This is a genomic window from Janthinobacterium sp. 64, from assembly GCF_002813325.1.
Taxonomy (GTDB): domain Bacteria; phylum Pseudomonadota; class Gammaproteobacteria; order Burkholderiales; family Burkholderiaceae_D; genus Janthinobacterium.
This window is the reverse complement of record NZ_PHUG01000001.1, coordinates 4655317-4674730: the sequence shown is the minus strand read 5'-3', so window position 1 is coordinate 4674730 and position 19414 is coordinate 4655317. Positions and strand designations below refer to the sequence as shown.

The 19414-nt window shown below is 61.3% G+C and carries 22 protein-coding genes; 6 read left to right on the top strand and 16 right to left on the bottom strand.

Features of this window, described 5'->3' with window-relative positions:
- Positions 1-17: 17 nt before the first annotated feature.
- Both CLU91_RS20605 and CLU91_RS20600 read right to left on the bottom strand, forming a co-directional pair.
- Positions 18-593 (bottom strand): TerD family protein, encoded by a 576-nt coding sequence (locus CLU91_RS20605; RefSeq protein WP_100875616.1) that lies wholly within the window; start codon positions 591-593, stop codon positions 18-20.
- A 131-nt stretch (positions 594-724) separates the two neighbouring features.
- On the bottom strand, positions 725-1798 hold the full coding sequence (locus tag CLU91_RS20600) for a DUF475 domain-containing protein (protein WP_100875615.1): 1074 nt from the start codon (positions 1796-1798) through the stop codon (positions 725-727).
- Between the two features lie 115 nt (positions 1799-1913).
- On the opposite strand from CLU91_RS20600, the gene nhaR reads away from it, so the two are divergent.
- The 3 genes from nhaR (at position 1914) to CLU91_RS20585 (ending at position 5758) form a co-directional block, all read left to right on the top strand.
- Positions 1914-2828 (top strand): transcriptional activator NhaR, encoded by a 915-nt coding sequence (gene nhaR / locus CLU91_RS20595; protein WP_100875614.1) that lies wholly within the window; start codon positions 1914-1916, stop codon positions 2826-2828.
- A gap of 124 nt (positions 2829-2952) precedes the next feature.
- A complete protein-coding gene (locus CLU91_RS20590) occupies positions 2953-4287 on the top strand; it encodes an MFS transporter (RefSeq protein ID WP_100875613.1) in 1335 nt (444 codons plus the stop codon).
- 130 nt (positions 4288-4417) lie between these two features.
- Positions 4418-5758, top strand: coding sequence for a hemolysin family protein (locus CLU91_RS20585; RefSeq protein WP_100875612.1), 1341 nt, complete (start codon positions 4418-4420; stop codon positions 5756-5758).
- Here CLU91_RS20585 and CLU91_RS20580 read toward each other — a convergent pair.
- The 6 genes from CLU91_RS20580 to CLU91_RS20555 are packed head-to-tail and all read right to left on the bottom strand — an operon-like array spanning position 5755 to position 10878.
- Entirely contained in the window at positions 5755-6834 is a 1080-nt protein-coding gene (locus CLU91_RS20580; protein ID WP_100875611.1) for an AI-2E family transporter, read from the bottom strand. The two genes, CLU91_RS20585 and CLU91_RS20580, sit on opposite strands and share 4 nt — an antisense overlap.
- Before the next feature lie 42 nt (positions 6835-6876).
- Positions 6877-7470 (bottom strand): SCO family protein, encoded by a 594-nt coding sequence (locus tag CLU91_RS20575; protein ID WP_100875610.1) that lies wholly within the window; start codon positions 7468-7470, stop codon positions 6877-6879.
- A complete protein-coding gene (gene cyoE / locus CLU91_RS20570) occupies positions 7467-8366 on the bottom strand; it encodes a heme o synthase (protein ID WP_100875609.1) in 900 nt (299 codons plus the stop codon). The genes CLU91_RS20575 and cyoE overlap by 4 nt, the downstream gene beginning before the upstream one ends.
- Entirely contained in the window at positions 8367-9542 is a 1176-nt protein-coding gene (locus CLU91_RS20565) for a COX15/CtaA family protein (RefSeq protein ID WP_100876835.1), read from the bottom strand.
- Positions 9543-9560: 18 nt separating this feature from the next.
- A complete protein-coding gene (locus tag CLU91_RS20560) occupies positions 9561-10190 on the bottom strand; it encodes an SCO family protein (RefSeq protein WP_100875608.1) in 630 nt (209 codons plus the stop codon).
- Positions 10171-10878 carry an SURF1 family protein gene (locus CLU91_RS20555; protein WP_332870896.1) on the bottom strand — a complete coding sequence of 236 codons (708 nt, stop codon included), beginning with the start codon at positions 10876-10878 and terminating at the stop codon, positions 10171-10173. Before CLU91_RS20555 ends, CLU91_RS20560 begins: the two co-directional genes overlap by 20 nt.
- A 78-nt stretch (positions 10879-10956) precedes the next feature.
- Here CLU91_RS20555 and CLU91_RS20550 point away from each other — a divergent pair, with 78 nt between their 5' ends.
- On the top strand, positions 10957-11157 hold the full coding sequence (locus CLU91_RS20550; protein ID WP_034748996.1) for a twin transmembrane helix small protein: 201 nt from the start codon (positions 10957-10959) through the stop codon (positions 11155-11157).
- A 123-nt stretch (positions 11158-11280) separates the two neighbouring features.
- Here the strand turns inward: CLU91_RS20550 and CLU91_RS20545 are convergent, their stop codons facing one another.
- The 7 genes from CLU91_RS20545 to CLU91_RS20520 form a co-directional block, all read right to left on the bottom strand.
- The gene (locus CLU91_RS20545) at positions 11281-12141 is read right to left on the bottom strand and encodes a cytochrome c oxidase subunit 3 (protein WP_070305721.1); all 861 of its coding nucleotides are present in this window, start codon (positions 12139-12141) and stop codon (positions 11281-11283) included.
- 40 nt (positions 12142-12181) lie between these two features.
- Positions 12182-12388 (bottom strand): DUF2970 domain-containing protein, encoded by a 207-nt coding sequence (locus CLU91_RS20540; protein ID WP_071079423.1) that lies wholly within the window; start codon positions 12386-12388, stop codon positions 12182-12184.
- A gap of 9 nt (positions 12389-12397) precedes the next feature.
- Positions 12398-12970, bottom strand: a complete 573-nt coding sequence (locus tag CLU91_RS20535; RefSeq protein WP_099409817.1) for a cytochrome c oxidase assembly protein — start codon at positions 12968-12970, stop codon at positions 12398-12400.
- Between the two features lies 1 nt (position 12971).
- A complete protein-coding gene (locus CLU91_RS28545) occupies positions 12972-13088 on the bottom strand; it encodes a cytochrome oxidase small assembly protein (protein WP_217494223.1) in 117 nt (38 codons plus the stop codon).
- 53 nt (positions 13089-13141) lie between these two features.
- Positions 13142-14734: a cytochrome c oxidase subunit I gene (gene ctaD, locus CLU91_RS20530; protein ID WP_071079424.1), complete on the bottom strand. Its 1593-nt coding sequence runs from the start codon at positions 14732-14734 to the stop codon at positions 13142-13144.
- Positions 14735-14747: 13 nt separating this feature from the next.
- The gene (gene coxB / locus CLU91_RS20525) at positions 14748-15956 is read right to left on the bottom strand and encodes a cytochrome c oxidase subunit II (RefSeq protein WP_100875606.1); all 1209 of its coding nucleotides are present in this window, start codon (positions 15954-15956) and stop codon (positions 14748-14750) included.
- A gap of 466 nt (positions 15957-16422) precedes the next feature.
- Complete coding sequence (locus tag CLU91_RS20520; RefSeq protein ID WP_232730817.1) at positions 16423-17346, bottom strand: methyltransferase domain-containing protein; 924 nt, start codon at positions 17344-17346, stop codon at positions 16423-16425.
- A gap of 57 nt (positions 17347-17403) precedes the next feature.
- Here CLU91_RS20520 and CLU91_RS20515 point away from each other — a divergent pair, with 57 nt between their 5' ends.
- Both CLU91_RS20515 and trmL read left to right on the top strand, forming a co-directional pair.
- Positions 17404-18171: a ComF family protein gene (locus CLU91_RS20515; protein WP_100875604.1), complete on the top strand. Its 768-nt coding sequence runs from the start codon at positions 17404-17406 to the stop codon at positions 18169-18171.
- Positions 18172-18195: 24 nt separating this feature from the next.
- A complete protein-coding gene (gene trmL, locus CLU91_RS20510; protein WP_034784868.1) occupies positions 18196-18666 on the top strand; it encodes a tRNA (uridine(34)/cytosine(34)/5-carboxymethylaminomethyluridine(34)-2'-O)-methyltransferase TrmL in 471 nt (156 codons plus the stop codon).
- Here the strand turns inward: trmL and CLU91_RS27945 are convergent, their stop codons facing one another.
- On the bottom strand, positions 18667-19413 hold the full coding sequence (locus CLU91_RS27945) for a hypothetical protein (protein WP_157814748.1): 747 nt from the start codon (positions 19411-19413) through the stop codon (positions 18667-18669).
- Position 19414 lies beyond the last annotated feature (1 nt).

Sequence of the window (19414 nt, the reverse complement as noted above, 5' to 3'; positions counted from 1 at the left end):
CCTTGACTGCTTACAACTTAAACACCTACACCAAAAGAAGCGGCTAATGGACCTAAACCGCCCTTGTAACCCTGGCCGATGGCCTTGAATTTCCAATCGCCGCCATTGCGGTAGATTTCACCGAAGACCATGGCCGTTTCGGCCGAACCGTCTTCCGACAGGTCGAAGCGGGCGATTTCCGTGTTGCCGTTGGCGTTCACGCAACGCACGTACGCCTTCGACACCATACCAAAGTTTTGCTTGCGCGCTTCGGCATCGTGAATCGTCACGCAGACGGCGATCTTGTCGATCTCGGCCGGCACCGTGGCTAGGTCGACGATGACGGTTTCATCATCGCCATCGCCGGCGCCCGTGGTGTTGTCGCCCGAGTGGGTGACGGAACCGTCGCTCGACTTCAAGTTGTTGTAGAAAATCATGTCGACGTCGGCGCGAACCTTGCCGTCGGCCTTCAGCAGGAAGATCGAACCGTCGATGTCGAATGCGGCGCCGTCGGTGGCGCGGGCATCCCAGCCCAGGCCGATGATCATCTTCGAAATGCCAGGGGCTTCTTTGCTCAGGTTGACGTTGCCGCCTTTTTGCAGACTGATTGCCATGATGTATTTCTCCTATGTGGGTTGTGTATGACCAAACACCTGGCGTCCTCCACCGGCCTGACTCCCCAGGCCGGCGGCGACGCTTGCTACAACTTGCCGACAAACGGGTGTAGTCGTTTGCCGCGCATTCTTTACACTGCCTTGACCGCTTCCAGCACTTCCGTCTTGTCTTCTTCGAGGGCCATCCTGCGCTTGTGGCGGATCGACGACCACAGCGAGGCGAGAATGAAGGCCACCCCAATCAGACCCGTGAAGATCTCGGGAATGTGGAACTTCATGCTGACCAACATGATCACGGCCAGGATACCGATCGCATAGTGCGCGCCGTGCTCCAGATAAACGAACTCGTCGAGCGTGCCCTTGCGCACCAGGAACACCGTCATCGAACGCACGAACATCGCGCCGATTGCCAGGCCCAGCATGATGATCACGACATCCTTGGTGATGGCAAACGCGCCGATCACGCCGTCAAAGCTGAACGATGCATCGAGCACTTCCAGGTACAGGAAGCCGCCGATACCGCCGCGCTTGATGATGTCGCCCATGTTGCCGTCGCCGTTATCGCCTTCCAGCAAGCCACTGATCACGTCGACGCCCACGTAGGTCAAAATACCCCACAGGCCGGCCGTCAGGACCACCAGCTTCTGGCCTTCTTCGATCATCGACAGGCTGACCATCAAGGTGCCCAGCGCGATCATCACGGAAATCGACGAGATCTTGCCCAGCGCGCCCAGTTTTTCTTCAATACGGCCCAGCCAGTGCGTTTCTTTTTCCGAGTCCAGCAGGAAGTTCAGGAACACCAGCAGCAGGAAGATACCGCCGAAAGCGGCCACTTCCGCGTGGTGATTCGTCAGGTGCATCGAATACTGTTCCGGATTGCTCAGGGCCAGATTCCATACTTCCAGCAAGCCCAGGTCCGCCGCTTGCGCCACGATGACGAGCGGGAACAGCAAACGCATGCCGAACACGGCGATGATGATGCCCACGCCCAGGAACAGGTTCTGCCAGAACTTGTCCCAATTCTTCAGCACCGAGGCATTGACCACCGCGTTATCAAACGACAGCGATACTTCCATCACGCCCAGGATCACCGCAATGCCCAATGCCGACAGCATGGTCGACACGCCACCGTGCGTGTAACCCCACCAGGCGGAAATGCCCAGGCAGATAAATGTCACTAAAAATGACACTCTGAAATGTTTCATCGATAGTTCCCTTTTATCCAAATTCAATGGATCGTAGTATAAGGACATGTGACACATTTAAAAATGGAAGATAATGGAAGTATTACTTCGTAAAAACAGAAGATAGGCCCACACGATGAAAACGACCGGTTTCAATTACCGCCATTTGTACTTCTTTTGGGTAGTCGCCAAGGAAGGCGGGGTGACGCGCGCGGCCGAGCGCCTGGGACTGGCCGTGCAAACCATCAGCACCCAGCTGGCCCTGCTGGAAAAGGAACTGGGCAAGTCCCTGCTGCAGCCGCAGGGGCGGCGTCTGGTGCCGACGGAAGCGGGCCGCCTGGCGCTCGGCTATGCGGACCAGATTTTTTTGCTGGGCGAACAGATGCAGGAAGCGCTGGCCGACACGGACGTGGAAAAAATGCGCCTGACGGTGGGCATTTCCGATTCCTTGCCGAAACTGATGGCGTACCGCATGCTCGACGCCACGCGCAGCCTGGACAAGCCCGTCAAGCTCGTGTGCCTGGAAGATGAATTCGAGTCCTTGCTGGCCGACCTGGCCCTGCACAAGCTCGATCTGGTGTTGACGGACCGCGCCGTGCCGGCCGGTGCCAGCCTGCGCGTCTCCAGCCACCTGTGGGGCGAGAGCGCCATGAAGCTGTTCGGCATCCCCGCGCTGGCGGAACAATACCGCGAGAATTTCCCGCACAGCCTGCACGGCGCCCCATTTTTACTGCCCGCGCGCAACAACGCCTTGCGCGGGCGCATCGACGAATGGATGGTGCAGCAAGGCGTGCGTCCCGACGTGGTCGGTGAGTTCGAAGACAACGCCATGCTCAACGCGTTCGGCCGCAAGGGCCTGGGCCTGTTCTTCGCCTCGGCCAGCCTGGCCGGCGAGATCGAGGAACAATTCGGCGCCGTGCTGGTCGGTGACGCCTCGTCCCTGCGCGAACAGTTTTATGTGATTTCGAACGAGCGCAAGATCATGCACCCGGCGCTCGACGTGATCCTGGCCGCCATCCAGAGTCACCCGAAGATTCACAAGGAAACCTGATAAATCCATTCGAAAATAACGTTTGAATAATCAATCAAAAGCGATTGTAATGAAGCCTGAGACAAACACGCGCCTGTCCCTCGCCGGAAAGGCGCGACCACGATAAGAAAACAGGAGCGGCACCATGTCCACGGCAGGCAAGACGATCGATATTCCCGATCTCATCAATAACAACAAGATCGGCTCCTTCCAGATCGGCATGCTGATCCTGTGCGGGCTGTGCGTCATCATGGATGGCTTCGACGTGCAGGCGATGGGCTATGTGGCGCCCGCCATCATTGCCGATTGGCATGTCAGCAAGGCCAACCTGGGCCCCGTGTTCGGCGCGGGCTTGCTGGGCATGCTGGTCGGCTCGCTCGTCTTCAGCATCACGGCCGACAAGTTCGGCCGCCGCCCCGTGCTGATCGGCTCGACCATCTTCTTTTCGCTGTGCATGCTGGTCACGCCGCTGGCGACGAACATCGAGCAATTGCAGCTGATCCGTTTTATCACGGGCCTGGGCCTCGGTGCCGTGATGCCGAACGCCATGGCGCTGGCCGGCGAATACAGCCCCCTGCGCAAGAAAGTCACCCTGATGATGCTGGTCTCGTGCGGCTTTACCCTGGGCGCCGTGCTGGGTGGGTTATTGTCGGCCGCGCTGATTCCCGCCTTCGGCTGGCAATCCGTGTTTTACGTGGGCGGCGTGGTGCCGCTGGTGATCGGCGTGCTGATGTTTTTCCTGCTGCCGGAATCGATGCAATTCCTGGTGCTCAAGAAACGCAAGCTGGACAAGGTGGCGCAGTGGCTCAAACGCATCGATCCTACCGTCAACATCACGGCCGACACGCAATACGTCGTGCATGAAAAGGAACACAAGGGCGCGCCCGTGCTGCAATTGTTTACAGGCGGCCGCGCGAAGATGACGATACTGCTGTGGGTCATCAATTTCATGAACTTGCTGAACTTGTATTTCCTGTCGAACTGGCTGCCCACCATCGCCAAGGAAGCGGGCCTGTCCACGGCCAACGCCGTGCTGGCCGGCACGGCCCTGCAAGTGGGCGGCACCATCGGCACGCTCGTCATGGGCCAGCTGATCGACCGCTCCAGCTTCCGCCGCATCCTGCTGCCGTGCTTCCTCGTTGCCGCCGTCGCCATCGCCCTGATCGGCCGTCCCGACGTGTCGCTGGCCTTCCTGTTCATCACGATCTTCATCGCCGGCTTTTGCGTGGTGGGCGGCCAGCCGGCCGTCAATGCCCTGGCGGCCAGCTACTACCCGACCACCCTGCGCTCGACGGGCATCGGCTGGAGCCTGGGCATCGGGCGCATCGGCTCCATCATCGGCCCCGTGCTCGGTGGCGAACTGATCCGCCTGAACTGGCCCAACAGCACGATTTTCCTCGTCGTCGCCATCCCCGCCATCGTCTCGGCCGTCATGGTCTTTGCCATGCGCGGCGGGCCGCAAACGGCGGCCAAGGGCTGAAAATCGCTGACAAAGCGTGAAAAAACCGCTGCGCGCGCACGCCTGCGCGGGCGGCGTGCGCGGCTAAATTAGGCTATGGCGCCCTTCGTCGTTTAAGATGACGTTTTAACAGCCCATCTTTTTGCACCCCATGCACAATGTCTTGCTTGTCCTGCTAGCCTTTTTCCTGGTCGCGCTCAATGGTTTTTTTGTTGCCGCCGAATTTGGCATCGTCACCTTGCGCCGCACGCGCATCCGCGCCATCGCCAAGACGCAGGGACTACGGGGCCGCATCCTGGCCAAGGTGCATGGCCAGCTGGACGCCTACCTGTCCGCCTGCCAGCTGGGTATTACCCTCGCATCGCTGGGACTGGGCTGGGTCGGCGAACCGGCCTTTGCCGGCCTGCTCGAACCGCTGTTTAGCGCCATCGGCCTCACCTCGCAAGAACTGATACACGGCATTTCCTTCGTGCTGGCCTTCAGCGTGATTTCCTTCCTGCACATTGTCGTGGGCGAACTGGCCCCAAAATCGATGGCCATCCGCAACCCGGAAGCCGTCGGCCTGTGGAGCGCGATTCCCCTGTATGGTTTCTATTGGGCCATGTATCCGGCCATCTACCTGCTCAACGCCAGCGCCAACTGGGTGCTGCGCATGGCGGGCCTGTCCGGCAAGGGCGGCCACGATGCGCATTACTCGTCGGAAGAATTGAAACTGATCCTGCGCACCAGCCAGCCCGGCGAAAAATTTACGCGCGACGAGCGCAACATCCTGGCGCAATCGCTCGATTTCGAACAGATGACGGTGTCGGACCTGATGCGTCCGATCAATGAAGTGATCGCCCTGTACGCGTCAAACACCCTGGAAGAAAACCTCGACACGGTGCTGCGCAACCGCTTCAGCCGCTACCCGTATTTCGACATGAATGAAGACGACGTGCTCGGTGTCGTGCACCTGAAAGACCTGTTCTTTGCCCAGCAGGCGGGCAAGCCCATCACCTCGCTCACGCCGTTTTTGCGTCCCGTCGACATCATTTCCGCGCGCACGCCGGCGCTGGAACTGTTCCGCCGCTTCCGCGACGGCGCGCCCCACTTCGCCCTGATCGGCGAGAAGGGCAAGCGCCCGCTGGGTTTCATCACGCTCGATAACTTGCTCGGCGCCATGGTCGGCGAAATCCGCGATGAATTCCGCCGCAATGAAAATGACTGGCTCAAGCAAAGCGACGGCACCCTGATCGGCAAGGCCAGCCTGCCCATCTTCTCGCTCGAACGCATCCTCGGCATCGATATCGAAAACGAGGAACTGGGACTCGATGACGTGGAATCGGTGGGCGGCTTGATCATGGTCAAGCTCGGTGACATTCCGAAGCAGGGCCAGCGCATCACCTTTGTCGACTTCGACATCGTCGTCAAGAAGATGAACGGGCCCCGCATCGTGCTGATCAAAGTGATCCCGAAGCAGGAACGCGACCTGGATGCGGACTTACGCGATTAGTCTTTCTTCAAGGTCAGCGTATCTTTACCCTGCGGCACGGTGGTCTCGCCCACCGTCCACGTTTGCAGCAGGCTGTACAGCACCGCCAGCAGGGTTGGCCCGATAAAGATGCCGACGAAGCCGAAGGCCAGTACGCCGCCCAGCACGCCGAGCAGCACCAGCAAAAACGGCAAGCTGCTGCCGCGGCTGATCAGCATGGGTTTCACGACGTTATCCACGCCGCTGATCAGCAGCGCGCCCCACACCAGCATGAAAATGCCCCAGCCCGTCCGCCCTTCCGTAAACAGCCAGATGGCGGCGCCGCCCCAGATCAGCGGTGGCCCGACAGGAATCAGCGAAAAGATGAAAGTGGCCACGCCCAGGAGCGCCACGGCCGGCACGCCGGCGATCAGAAAACCCACCACGGCTACCAATGCCTGCGCCAGCGCCGTCCCCAGCAAGCCATACATGACGCCGCGCACGGTGCGGCTGATGGTCAGGCCCACGCCCGGCGCGCTGTCGCCGATGATGCGCCCGGCCCCCGTCATCAGGGCGCGGCTCAGCTGCTGCCCATCGCGGTAGAGAAAGAAGCTGACGAACACGGCCAGGCTGGTCTGCGCCAGGCCCGTGCCCAGCAGGATGCCGCCGGAAGCGAGGAAATGGCGCGCCGGCTCCAGCATGGTTTTACCCAAATTCAATAGTTCCTCGCGGTCGGCCAGCAGGCGGTCCACGTAGCCGGCGATGGTTTCACCCACCACGGGAATGCTGGCCAGCCACGCCGGCGGGTGCAGGCCGCCCGACTCCAGCGCAGCGCGCAACTGTTCATAGATGCGCGACACATTGTCGGCCAGGTTGTAGGTGACGAGGGCCAGCGGCAGCACGATGACGAGGATCAGCGACACGGTCATGATGGCCGCTGCCCAGTTGCGCCGGCCTTTCAGGCGTTCGAGCAGCAGCAGGTACAAAGGCCAGCTGGAAATGCCCACGCAGGCGGCAAACAGCATGGCGGCGAGGAAGGGCCGCAAGACGAAAAAGCAGCCAATCAGCAAGAAGATGATGGCTGCCAGGCGGGCGTGGGGCTCGAAACGTTTATCCATGTACTGCAAATCCTGAAGATGGCGCCCTGCGGCGCGACCGGATCAGGATAGCAGAAGTTTAAGATCGTGCGCGATGGCGGCCGGCTTTTCGCCGTGGCGCACGAACAGGCGGATCTTGCCTTCGCGGTCGAACACATAGGTGCCGGCCGTATGGTCGACCGTGTAGCTGCTATCCGTTTCGCCCTCGACCTTGGCGTAATACACCTTGAATTCCTTGGCCACCCTGGCCGTCGCGGCCGCGTCGCCATACAGGCCCACGAAACGCTTGTCGAAGGCGGGCACGTATTGCGCCAGCAATTGCTGCGTGTCGCGCTCGGGGTCGACCGTGACGAACAGCACTTGCACCTGGTCCGCCTGCGGACCCATTTCCTGCATCACCTGCGCCATGTCGGCCATGGTGGTGGGACACACGTCCGGGCATTGCGTGTAGCCGAAAAATACCAGCACCAGCTTGCCCTTGTAGTCGGCCAGGGTGCGCGGATGGCCCGTGTGGTCGGTCAGCGCGAACTCGCGCGCGTAGCCGAGGCCCGTCACGTCCGTGTTCTTGAAGGCCAGCTTCGGTGCGGCAGGCTTGCCGCAGCCGGCGAGGACGGCGACCAGGACGGTCGCCAGCAACAGGGTCAGGGTTTTTTTCATGTTCCGAGGGGAATGTAGTGGTCGACCAGCAAAGCCGCGAACAGCAATGCCAGGTAGATGATGGAGAACGTAAACGCCTTGCGCGCGATCAGGTCCGTGTAGTGGCGGTACATCTTCCACGCGTAGTACAGGAAGCCGGCATTGAGCACCACGGCCGAGGCCAGGTAGATCAGGCCGCTCATGCGCACGGCAAATGGCAGCAAGGTGGTGGCGGCCAGCGCGATCGAGTACAGCCAGACGTGAAATTGCGTGAATTGCATGCCGTGCGTGACGGGCAGCATGGGCAAGCCCGAGCGCGCGTAATCGTCGCGCCGGTACATGGCCAGCGCCCAGAAGTGCGGCGGCGTCCAGACGAAAATGATCAGCACCAGCAGCCACGCCTGCATCGGCACGTCGTTGGCGACGGCGGCCCAGCCCAGCGCGGGCGGCATGGCGCCGGACAAGCCGCCGATGACGATGTTTTGCGGCGTAGCGGGTTTGAGCACCATGGTGTAGATCAGCGCATAGCCGACAAAGGTGACAAAGGTCAGCCACATGGTCAGCGGATTGACGAGGTGGTACAGAATCGCCATGCCCAGGCCGCCGATCACCAGCGCGAACACCACCGTTTGCTTGACGGTGATGTCGCCCATGGCCATCGGACGGCGCGCCGTGCGGGCCATGCGCGCATCGATTTCGCGCTCGGCCAGGCAATTGACGGCAAACGCGGCGCCGGCCAGCAGCCAGATGCCGAGGGTGCCGAACACCACCGCGCGCCAGTCGGGCAACTCCTCGCTGGCCAGGAACATGCCGATGACGGCGCAAAACACGGCCAGTTGCGTCACGCGGGGCTTGGTCAGCGCCCAATACTGGGCGATGCGGGGGGATGGTTTACGGCTGATGGTCTGAGTAGTCATTTATGCGGTACGGGAAGGACTGGCTGGTGCCGAGGGCACTGGCGCGGAGGCGCAAGCGCGCTGAACATTGCGCGCAACATCGAGTTGGAATTTAGCCTTGTAGTTTAACATGGTCAGCAATAACACGAGCAGCGCCGCCCCGCCGTTATGCAGCACGGCAATCGACAATGGCCAGCTCAGGTAAATCGTCGCCAGGCCCGTGGCCACCTGCAGGGCCAGCACCAGCGCCACCCAGCGTGCCGTGCCGCGCAAGGACGGCAGCTTCCATGCGCGCAACACCGTATAGCCGATGCCGGCTGCCACGATGAAGGCGAAATTGCGGTGCACCCAGTGGATGGCCGTCAGCGCGGAAAACGGCAAATAGTGGCCGGCGGCCGTCTTGCCCAGCTCGCGCCACAGATGGAAACCATGCTCGAAATCCATCTCCGGAATGACCTTGCCGCCGCACAGGGGAAAATCGGTGCAGGCCAGGGTGGCGTAGTTGGTGCTCACCCAGCCGCCCAGCGCGATCTGCACGGTGAGCAGCACGAGCGACATGACGGCCAGCGCGCGCACGGGGCGCAGCACGGACGCATCCGCATCGGCGCGCAGCAGGGGTTTGACGGCATGGTCCTGGCGCCCGCCCAGCCACGTCAGCATGGCCAGTAAACCCATGCCCAGCAGCAAGTGGATGGTGACGATCACCGGTTGCAGTTTTAATGTCACGGTCCAGGCACCGAACGCTCCCTGCAGGCAGACGAACAAAAACAGCGCCGTCGGCAGCGCGGGGGCGAATTCCTGCCGTTTGCTTTTCTTCCACTGGCGCCACGCCTGCACCATCATCGCCACGATCAAGACGCCGATGGCCATGGCCAGGTAGCGGTGCGTCATTTCGATCCACGCTTTCACCACCGTGACGGGGCCCGTCGGCATCAGCGTTTCCGCCGCCACGATGTGCTCGTGCGCGAGAAATGGATTGGCCGAGCCATAGCAGCCTGGCCAGTCGGGGCAGCCGAGGCCGGAATCGGACAGGCGCGTAAAACCGCCAAACATGATCAGGTCGACCGTCAAGAAGACGGCGATCCACACGAGCTTGCGGTATTTATTGGCGTCCGCGGACACCCAGACCATGCTCAAAGGCAGCAGCGCCACCAGCAGGCCCGTCAAGCCCAGCTGGGCCAGCGCGGAGAGATGCATCGTCGGCATGCAGACTCCTCAACCGATCGCCGAAGCTTTGAGCAGCTTGGCGATGTCTTTCTTGATCTTGTTCGGGTCCGCGTCTTTCGGGAAGCGCATCATCAGATTGCCCAGCGGATCGATCAAATACAAATGGTCGCTGGTCTTGCCGCCCGGCTCCACGGGCAGCCACGCCGTCAAGGCGTCGCTATTGACGCGCAGCATGCTGGTGCCGTCGAATTCGCGCATCACGAGCGTGTCGAGCGGCTGGCCATCCGTCACCAGCCAGACTCTTTCCAGGCGTTCGCGTTCCTTGCCTTGCATCAGGCGCAGTTGTTGCATGTCAAACAATTGCTTCTTGCATGCCTCCTGGCAATCGGACGGCCCCGTTTGCAGCAGCACCCACTTGCCCTTGAATTGCGCCAGCGGCGACGCCTTGCCATCGAGTTCCGTCACGTGCAGCGCTGCCTCGGGAATCGGGTACAAACGCGGGTCGATCAGCGCGCCGTAGTTGTTGCGGCCCGTGGGCTTGATGATGTAATACGTGAAATACGAAGCGATGATGGGAAACGCGCACACGGCCACGACGGCCAGCAGTTTCCAGCGTCCCGTAGTTTGTGCCTGTTTATTGCTGCTGTCTTGCGTTGCTTCAGGGTTGTTTGTTTGCACGTCGACATCCTGTAAAGACAAAAAATAGAAAAGCCATCAGTGCCAGTGCGTACCACTGGAATGCATAGCCGCGGTGCTTGTCGGCGCCCAGGTCCGGCGCCGGCCAATCGCGCACGGGAAGCTGGCTGGACGCTGGCGCCGTTGCTGTCGAATCAACTGTTTGTTCGAGAATAAATGGTTGCAAGGCCAGGCCGCTGGCCTGGGCCAGCTGGCCGATATCGGCATTTTGCACGATGGCGTGCGGCGCCAGGGGCGGCGCCGTGCCCAGTTCCATCACATGGCCCGCGTTCAGGCGCGCGATGCCGGCAATCGTCACCGTGCCCGTGGGCGTGGTGTAATCGGGAATGCGCGTGCGCTCGGCATTGTTGCGCGGCAGCCAGCCCTGCGCCACCAGCACGTGCATGGCTGAACCGTCGATGCGGAACGGCGTGAGTACGTGAAAGCCGGCCTGGCCTTTGTAAGGACGGTTGTCCAGGTACACCGTCCAGGCGGGCACGAAATGGCCCGTGACGGTGATCCTGCGATACTCAATCGCTTGCGCATCGCTCGGCAGCATGGGCGCGGCCGTCAATGCCAAGGGCGCAGCCAGGTTGCCCGCTTCCAGCCGGGCGGCGCGCGCGAGTTTTTCATCGCCACGGCGCTGCTGCCATTGCGCCAAGGACACGCCCAGGGCCACCAGTAGCAGCATTACAACAAATGGAATCCATCTAAAATGGAAGCGGATACGCATTACAATGAAACCTCCTCAAGCCTGGCGCTACCATCCATGAAAATCCTCGTTGCCATCGCCTTCATCCTGATCCTGGGCAGCCTGGGCTCGGCCCTGTTCTTCCTCATGCGCGACAAGGGCAAGAGCAACCGCACCGTGCAGGCGCTGGCCCTGCGCGTGGGCTTGTCGATCACCCTATTCCTGCTGATCCTGCTGGCGCACAAGCTCGGCTATATCCAGCCGACGGGAATTCATTAAGGCCCGACATTGCCTGATTGGCAAATTCTTCACACTAAGAAAAAAGCCGTACCCAGGATCTCCCGGTACGGCTTTTTTTATGGTGCCGGCGCACGCATCAACCGCGCGCGCCCTGCCCCGCCATTATAACCAATACACGACCACGTACAGACCCAGCCAGACGACGTCGACAAAGTGCCAGTACCAGGCGGCGCCTTCGAAGCCGAAGTGGTGCTCGGGCGTAAAGTGGCCTTTCAGCACGCGGTACAGGATGACGGACAGCATGATGGCGCCCAGGGTCACGTGGAAGCCGTGGAAGCCCGTCAGCATGAAGAAGGTGGCGCCGTAGATGCCGGACGTCAATTTCAAGTTCAGTTCGCTGTAGGCGTGCATGTACTCGTACACCTGGAAGCCCATGAAGATGGCGCCCAGCAAGATCGTGGCGAACAGAAACAGGGCCGTCATGCCGCGGTGGCCGGCGCGCAGCGCGTGGTGCGAGATGGTCAACGTGACGCCAGACAGCAGCAGCAAGGCCGTGTTGATGGTCGGAATCCAGAACGGCGTCATGGTGGTGAATTCCTGCACCGTGCCGGCCGGGCCCGTATTGCCCCACTGAGCGGCGAAGTCAGGCCAGATCACCTTGTGGTCGAGGTCGGCCAGCCACGGCATGGAAATGCTGCGCGCATAGAACAGGGCGCCGAAGAAAGCGGCGAAGAACATGACTTCCGAAAAGATGAACCAGCTCATGCTCCAGCGGAATGAGTGGTCGATGCGCTCGCTGTACAGGCCCTGCTCCGATTCGCTGATGGCGTCGCCGAACCAGAAATACAGCACCAGCAAGATGCCGGCCAAGCCCAGGTAATTGACGTACGGGCCCCAGGAGACGTCGTTGACCCAGGCCGAGGCGCCGATCATGGTCAGCAGCAGGCTGGCGCCGCCCAGCATGGGCCAGCGCGACGGGCCGGGCACGAAATAATAAGGTACGGCGGCGTGGTTGGAACTCATCATCATCTCCTCAAAAACTTATAGGGTGGTTTTTTATAATTTATAAAACGACGAATTTAACAATTGAAATCAGGATGCCGATCAGGCAGGCGACCACCAGGAAGCCGGCGATGACGATGTGCACGGGATTGAGCTTGGCCGAATCCGTGTCGAAATCGCTCTTGCGGCGCAAGCCCGTGAATGACCACACGACGGCGCGCAGCGAATACAGGAACGACGCTTTTTCCGGCTGGTCTGGCTTGGCCATGGCACTCTCCTATTGGACGGCCGGCGTCTGAGCCTGGCTCAGACCGGCAATCTCGAAAAACGTGTACGACAGGGTGATGGTTTTGACCTCTTTCGGCAGGGCCGGATCGAGGAAGAACACCACCGGCATCTGCCGCGCTTCCTTCGGTTTCAAGGTCTGCTGCTTGAAGCAGAAGCACTCGACCTTCTTGAAATGCGGCGTGGCGCTCTGCGGCGCATAGCTGGGGATCGCTTGCGCATTGACGACGCGGTTTTGCGTGTTGACCACTTCATACATGACGGTCACCAGTTCGCCCGGATGCACTTGCATGCTCGACACGGTCGGGCGGAAGCGCCATGGCCCCTGCGCATTGCCGTCGAACTCGACGGTAATGCTGCGCGTGGTGTCGACTTGCGTATTGTTGTCGTACGCCACCGTGCCATCTTTTTGCGTCAGCACGTTGATGCCCATCACTTCGCAAATCTGCTTGTAGACGGGAATCAGGGCATAGCCAAAGCCAAACATCAGCACGGCAATGACGAGCAGCTTGCCCAGCATCTTGCGGTTCAGGCCGCGTGTCTCCTGTTGGTGGGGCGTCGTCACGTCAGAGCCACATGCGCTTGACGAACACGGACAGGAAGAAGAAGGCCGCCAGGGCGGCCAGGATCAGCCCGGTACGCAGGTTGTTCGGTTTTTTACGCTCAGTTTTCACTTCGGTCATGACAGGCACTTTATTCAAGACGGGCCGCGCAACACGCCGGCCCGGGATACCCATTATTTCACGGTCGGCGGCGTTTCAAACGTGTGGAATGGTGCCGGGCTCGGCACGGTCCATTCCAGGCCTTCCGCGCCTTCCCATGGTTTCGCTGGAGCAGCCTTGCCGCCGCGGATGGTCGGCAAGACCACGAAGAACAGGAAGTACACCTGCATCAGGCCAAAGCCGAAGCCGCCGATCGAGGCGATCATATTAAAGTCCGTGAACTGCGCCGGATAGTCGGCGTAGCGGCGTGGCATGCCGGCCAGGCCCAGGAAGTGCATCGGGAAGAAGGTCACGTTGAACGTGATCAGCGACAGCCAGAAGTGAATCTTGCCGCGCGTCTCGTTGTACATATGGCCCGTCCATTTCGGCGACCAGTAGTAGAAGCCGGCGAACAGGGCAAACAGCGAACCGGCCACCAGCACGTAGTGGAAGTGCGCCACCACATAATAGGTATCCTGCAGCTGGATGTCGATCGGCGTGACGGCCAGGATCAGGCCCGTGAAGCCGCCCATGGTAAACACGAAGATGAAGCCGACCGAGAACAGCATCGGCGTCTCGAACGTCATGGAACCCTTCCACATCGTGGCGATCCAGTTGAATACCTTCACGCCCGTCGGTACGGCGATCAGCATGGTCGCGTACATGAAGAACAGCTGGCTCGTCACCGGCATGCCGGTGGTAAACATGTGGTGCGCCCAGACGATGAAGGACAGGATCGCGATCGAGGCCGTGGCGTAGACCATCGAGGCGTAGCCAAACAAAGGTTTGCGGGCAAACGCGGGCAGGATCTGCGAGACGATGCCGAAGGCCGGCAGAATCATGATGTAGACCTCGGGATGGCCGAAGAACCAGAAGATGTGCTGGTACATGACGGGGTCGCCGCCACCTGCCGCGTTAAAGAAGGATGTGCCGAAATGGCGGTCCGTCAGGGTCATGGTGATGGCGCCGGCCAGCACGGGCATGACGGCGATCAGCAGATACGCGGTAATGAGCCAGGTCCAGCAGAACATCGGCATTTTCATCAGGGTCATGCCAGGGGCGCGCATGTTCAGGATGGTGACGATGATGTTGATCGAGCCCATGATGGACGAGGCGCCCATCAGGTGCATGGCAAAAATGGCCATGTCCATGCCAGGGCCCATCTGCGTCGACAGCGGCGCGTACAGGGTCCAGCCGGCAGCCGTGGCGCCGCCCGGCACGAGGAAGGACGTGGCCAGCAGCAGCGCGGCCGGTGGCAGCAGCCAGAACGAGAAGTTGTTCATGCGGGCAAACGCCATGTCGGATGCGCCCACTTGCAGCGGGATCATCCAGTTGGCGTAGCCGACGAAGGCCGGCATGATGGCGCCAAACACCATCACCAGGCCGTGCATGGTGGTCAGCTGGTTGAAAAATTCGGGGTGAAAGAATTGCAAGCCTGGATGAAACAGTTCCGTGCGTATCATCAGGGCCAGCACGCCGCCCGACAGCAGCATGATGAACGAAAACCACAGGTACAGGGTACCGATATCCTTGTGGTTGGTGGCAAACAGCCAGCGGCGGTAGCCAGTCGGGTGGTCGTGGGCGTGATCGTGACCGGCGTGGTCCAAGGTGCTCGTGCTAGTACTCATGTGCGGCTCCTAATTACTTGCGTGCAGCCACGATTTCGGCTGGTTGAACGATGTTCTCTGCGGCCTTGTTCGACCAGGAATTGCGCGTGTAAGTGATCACTGCGGCAATTTCCGTGTCGGACAGCTGTTTCCAGGCTGGCATTTCAGCGGGATACTTGCCGCTCTTTTGCCCGTTCAGCAAGACGTGGATCTGATCCGCTTTCGGACCGTTCACCACGGCCGAGCCGTCCAGCGGCGCGAACGCACCCGGCACGCCCTTGCCCGTCGCCTGGTGGCAGAGCACGCAGTTGGCCGCATACACTTTCTCGCCCTTGACCTTCAATTCGTCGATGGTCCACACCTTGCTTGGATCATCAGCCAATGCCGCCATTTCCTTTTGTTTTACATCAACCCAGGCCTTGTAGTCTTCGTTGGACACGACCTTGACGACGATGGGCATGAACGCGTGTTCCTTGCCGCACAGCTCGGCGCAATTGCCGCGGAAGGTGCCGATATGGTCGGCCTTGAACCAGGTGTCGCGCACGAAGCCGGGAATTGCATCTTGCTTGACGCCAAAGGCGGGCACGGACCAGGCGTGGATGACATCGTTGGCCGTCAGCACCACGCGGATCTTTTTGTTGACCGGCACGACGACTTCGTTATCGACTTCGATCAGATAGTTTTCACCGCGTTTTTCCGTCGGCGGCATGCCAGGCGCACCCACTTGCGAGCGCGGCGTGGCCAGGTTGGAGAGGAAGGAAATGCCTTCACCCTCGCCTTTCAGGTAGTCATAGCCCCATTTCCACTGCATGCCCGTGGCCTTGATGGTGATGTCGGCGTTCGAGGTGTCCTTCATGCCCACGACGGTGCGCGTGGCAGGCAGGGCCATGCCGATGACGATCAGGAAAGGCACGACGGTCCAGGCGATCTCGACGGTGGTGCTTTCGTGGAAGGTGGCCGGCTTGTGGCCCAGGGACTTGCGGTGCTTGAAGATGGAATAGAACATGACGCCGAACACGGCCACGAAGATCACCAGGCAGATGATCATCATCAGGGTGTGCAAATCGTAGATTTCGTGGGCGATCTGCGTCGCCGGCGGTTGCAGATTCATTTCGAACGGCACGGGACCGCCGGTGCCGGGATAGGTGCTGGCAGCCGGTGCCGCCGTGGCCCATCGCCCGATGCCAAACGCTGTCAAAGACAGCCCGAGCAGCAACGATTGAAGTCGCTTTGCATGTGTCATGTTTTCCCCAACCACCCAAAAAATAATGATATTTTAAACGGCTGCGGACTTCTCCGTACTGGACCGCTGCCGCTCCTCCATGAAAGCACCACGGCCGGAATGCGGCCATGTGCGTCAAGCACCAGCGAATTCCATGCTGGCTGCCGACGCCAAAACCCTGACGGACAACCATGCTGGAACCCTGTTTTTCTTCCCCACCTTGAAATGGCCTCGTGTGGAAGATGGTTACTATACTAATGCAGTAACTTCGAATTAGTCTTGCTTTGTTTTTTTTATTTTGTATGCAGCCCTTGTTTTTTTCAATTATCAAGCTGACAAACAGTCAACGATTATAGTCAAGTAAACTTGAATCCATCAAGCAATAATCGGCTTTGTGCGCGTCCTTCTCCCGGCCGCCGCGCGCTTTGCAACGGTTGCTGCAACATCCATGCGCGGATGGCGACCAAGTATCGGTTTCTTTGCCGTTTTATTTGGGTTTGCGCGGCAAATCGAAGCGGATGATGGCTTCCCCGTTGCGCGTCACGCGCGGCGCGGGACGGAAGGCATGGCCATAGATGACCTCGAAACTCAGGCCCAGCTTGCCGTCGGGACGGCGCGTCTTTTCCAGCGCAGCCAGCATGCGCTGCCAGGCCGCCTTGCCCATCAGGCCGCGCCGGCGCGTGGTCAGCGGGTTGCCGCCAAAGGCGCGCACGTCGGCCAGCAGTTTTTCCGCCGTGTCGTAGGTCACCGTAATGATTTCCATGTCCAGCACGGGCGTGGAAAAACCCGTCTCGACGAGCATGTCGCCGAAGTCGTGCATGTCGACAAAGGGCAAGGCGTGCGAATATAAATCGGCCTCGGCAAAGGCGTCGCGCACTTCGCGGAAGGTGTCGGGACCGAAACAGGAAAACATCAGCAAGCCATCGAGGCGCAGCGCGCGCCGCCATTCGGCAAACACGCGGTCGGGTTGCGCGTGCCAGTGCAGCGCCAGATTCGACCACACGAGGTCGATGCTGCCCTGCGCCAGCGGCAAGTCACCGAGGTCGCCGCACAGCAAATCCACGCCCGCCTTGGCCGGCAAGAGTTTGCTGAGGAACTGGTTCAAACTGGCCAGTTTCGACGCGGGCGCGCGCGCCGCCTGCATCATCGCTTGCGCTGCATCGAGGCCGATAATCTGCGCGGCGGGATAATCCTTGTGCAACTGCGCCAGGTCCGCGCCCGGGCCGCAGCCGGCGTCGAGCACGCGCAAGGGCGTGATTTTCACCAGCTCCAGGCGCTCGTGCATGCGTGCCGACACTTCGCGGCGCAGGAAGTCCGACGGCGCGACGCGCGCGGGACGGGAAAAGAAATCGCGTACTTGCACCGCATCGATGGGCGCACTCATTTTGGGTGGATTGGCGGGAACAGGCATGTTGAAACCGGTGAGGTGAGATAATGTCGGCAGTGTACATGGAACGACGCCATCGCGATGCGGACCGCCACCCGGCACCGTCTTGAGGCCGCCTGGCAGGCCCTGCGGCTGTGGCTGGGCGACACGGTGCTGCCGGCGCAATGCGCGCTGTGCGGCATCGGCTGCCCGCAAGTGCTGTGCCCGCCCTGCCGCGCGCAGTATCTGGGGCAGGGACGGGGACAACTTCGCCCCCGCTGCCGCCAGTGCGCCAATCCGCTCGCGGACATCGAGGTGGCGCTGCTGTGCGGACGCTGTTTGCGCCAGCGGCCCGCGTATGACGCTACCGTCACGGCGTTTGATTATGCGGCGCCCGTCGACCAGTTGCTGCTGCAGCTGAAATTCGGCGCGCGCCTGGCGCTGGCGCCCCTGTTGGCGGAATTGCTGCATGTTGCCATTCAGCAACAACCAGCATGGCAAGCGCCGCAACTGCTGTGCCCGGTGCCCTTGGGCCCGGCCCGGCTGACCGAACGGGGCTTTAACCAGGCGCTGGAAATCGCCCGTCCGCTGGCGCGCCTGCTGGACGTGCCTTTACAGCCCCGCCTGGCGCTGCGGGTGCGCGACACGCGGGCGCAAAGCGCGGTGGCGCCGCAGGAACGGCGAGCCAACCTGGCGCACGCGTTCGCCATCGCGCCGGAACACGGGGCGTTATTGCAAGGGTGTCATGTGGGCATCGTCGACGACGTGATGAGCAGCGGCCATACCGTCAACGCCCTGGCCACCGCCTGCAAGAGCGCAGGCGCGGCCAGGGTCAGCATACTGGTGGTGGCGCGCACGCCGCCACGCTAGCATCACTTATATAAGGAGAGCATTTTGTTTCACGTTGTTTTGGTAGAACCTGAAATCCCGCCCAACACGGGCAACGTCATCCGCCTGTGCGCGAACACGGGCGCGCAGCTGCATCTGGTCGAACCGCTGGGCTTTCCGCTCGACGATGCCAAGATGAAGCGCGCCGGCCTCGATTACCACGACTACGCCAAGATGAAGGTGCACAAGAATTGGGCAGCGTTCCTGGCCGACACCCAGCCCGACCCGGCCCGCATGTTCGCCATGACCACGCGCGGCTCGCGCCCGTTCGGCGACGTGGCCTTCCTGCCGGGCGACGTGTTCGTGTTCGGTTCGGAAACGAAAGGCCTGGACCCGGCCCTGCGCGACGGTTTTCCCGCCGAGCAACGCATCCGCCTGCCGATGCGCCCGGACAACCGCAGTTTGAATTTATCGAATACGGTGGCCGTGGTCGTGTACGAGGCCTGGCGCCAGCACGGATATCAGGGCGGAGCTTAACTAACGCAGCGCCAATTGCGGCGCGGCGCCGTCCGTGTCCAGCATCACCAGTTGCGTGCGCAAGTCGCGCGTGGCGGCCAGCTTGCCGTTCACGTACAGATTCGTCCTGACGCCATACACGCCTTGCGACACGCCTTCCGGAAAGGTCAGCTGGAACGAGTTTTCAAAGCGCCCGCCCGACTTGTTGTTGCTGGCCAGGGCCTTCGAGCCGGACTTGAATGGCTGGCCTTGCGGATCGAGCACCACCAGCTCTTCGCGCACGTCGTTGACGCTTTGCGCGCTGCCGTTGACCAGCTCCACTACCGAATTGACCTTGAACGGCTGGCCGCGCTTGACGGTCGACGCGCTCAGCTGCGGCGTGTACGACACCACTTGCGGCTCGCGCGGCAGCGCGCCGCGTGCGCGGATGTAGTCGCGGTCCGCCTGCGCCGCCGTCTTGGTCTGGCGCGAATTGACATTGATGGCCAGGCAACCTGCCGCCGCCAGGCCGCCGCCGATGGCCGCGCCCTTCAGCGCCGCATTCTTGCCGCCCGCCAGCGCGCCCAGCAATGCCCCCACGGCCGCGCCGGCGGCGGCCGTCGCGCCCATGCTGCAGGGGTCTTCATCCGTGGCCGCCTGGCTTCCACCTTGCGGGTAGGAACCGTCCTGGCGCACGCCGTTCGGATTCATCGGCGCCGTGGCGCAGCCGGCCAGCATGGCCGCGATGGTCAGCGCGGCAGCCGCGCGCACAGTGGTGTGATTCAGCATG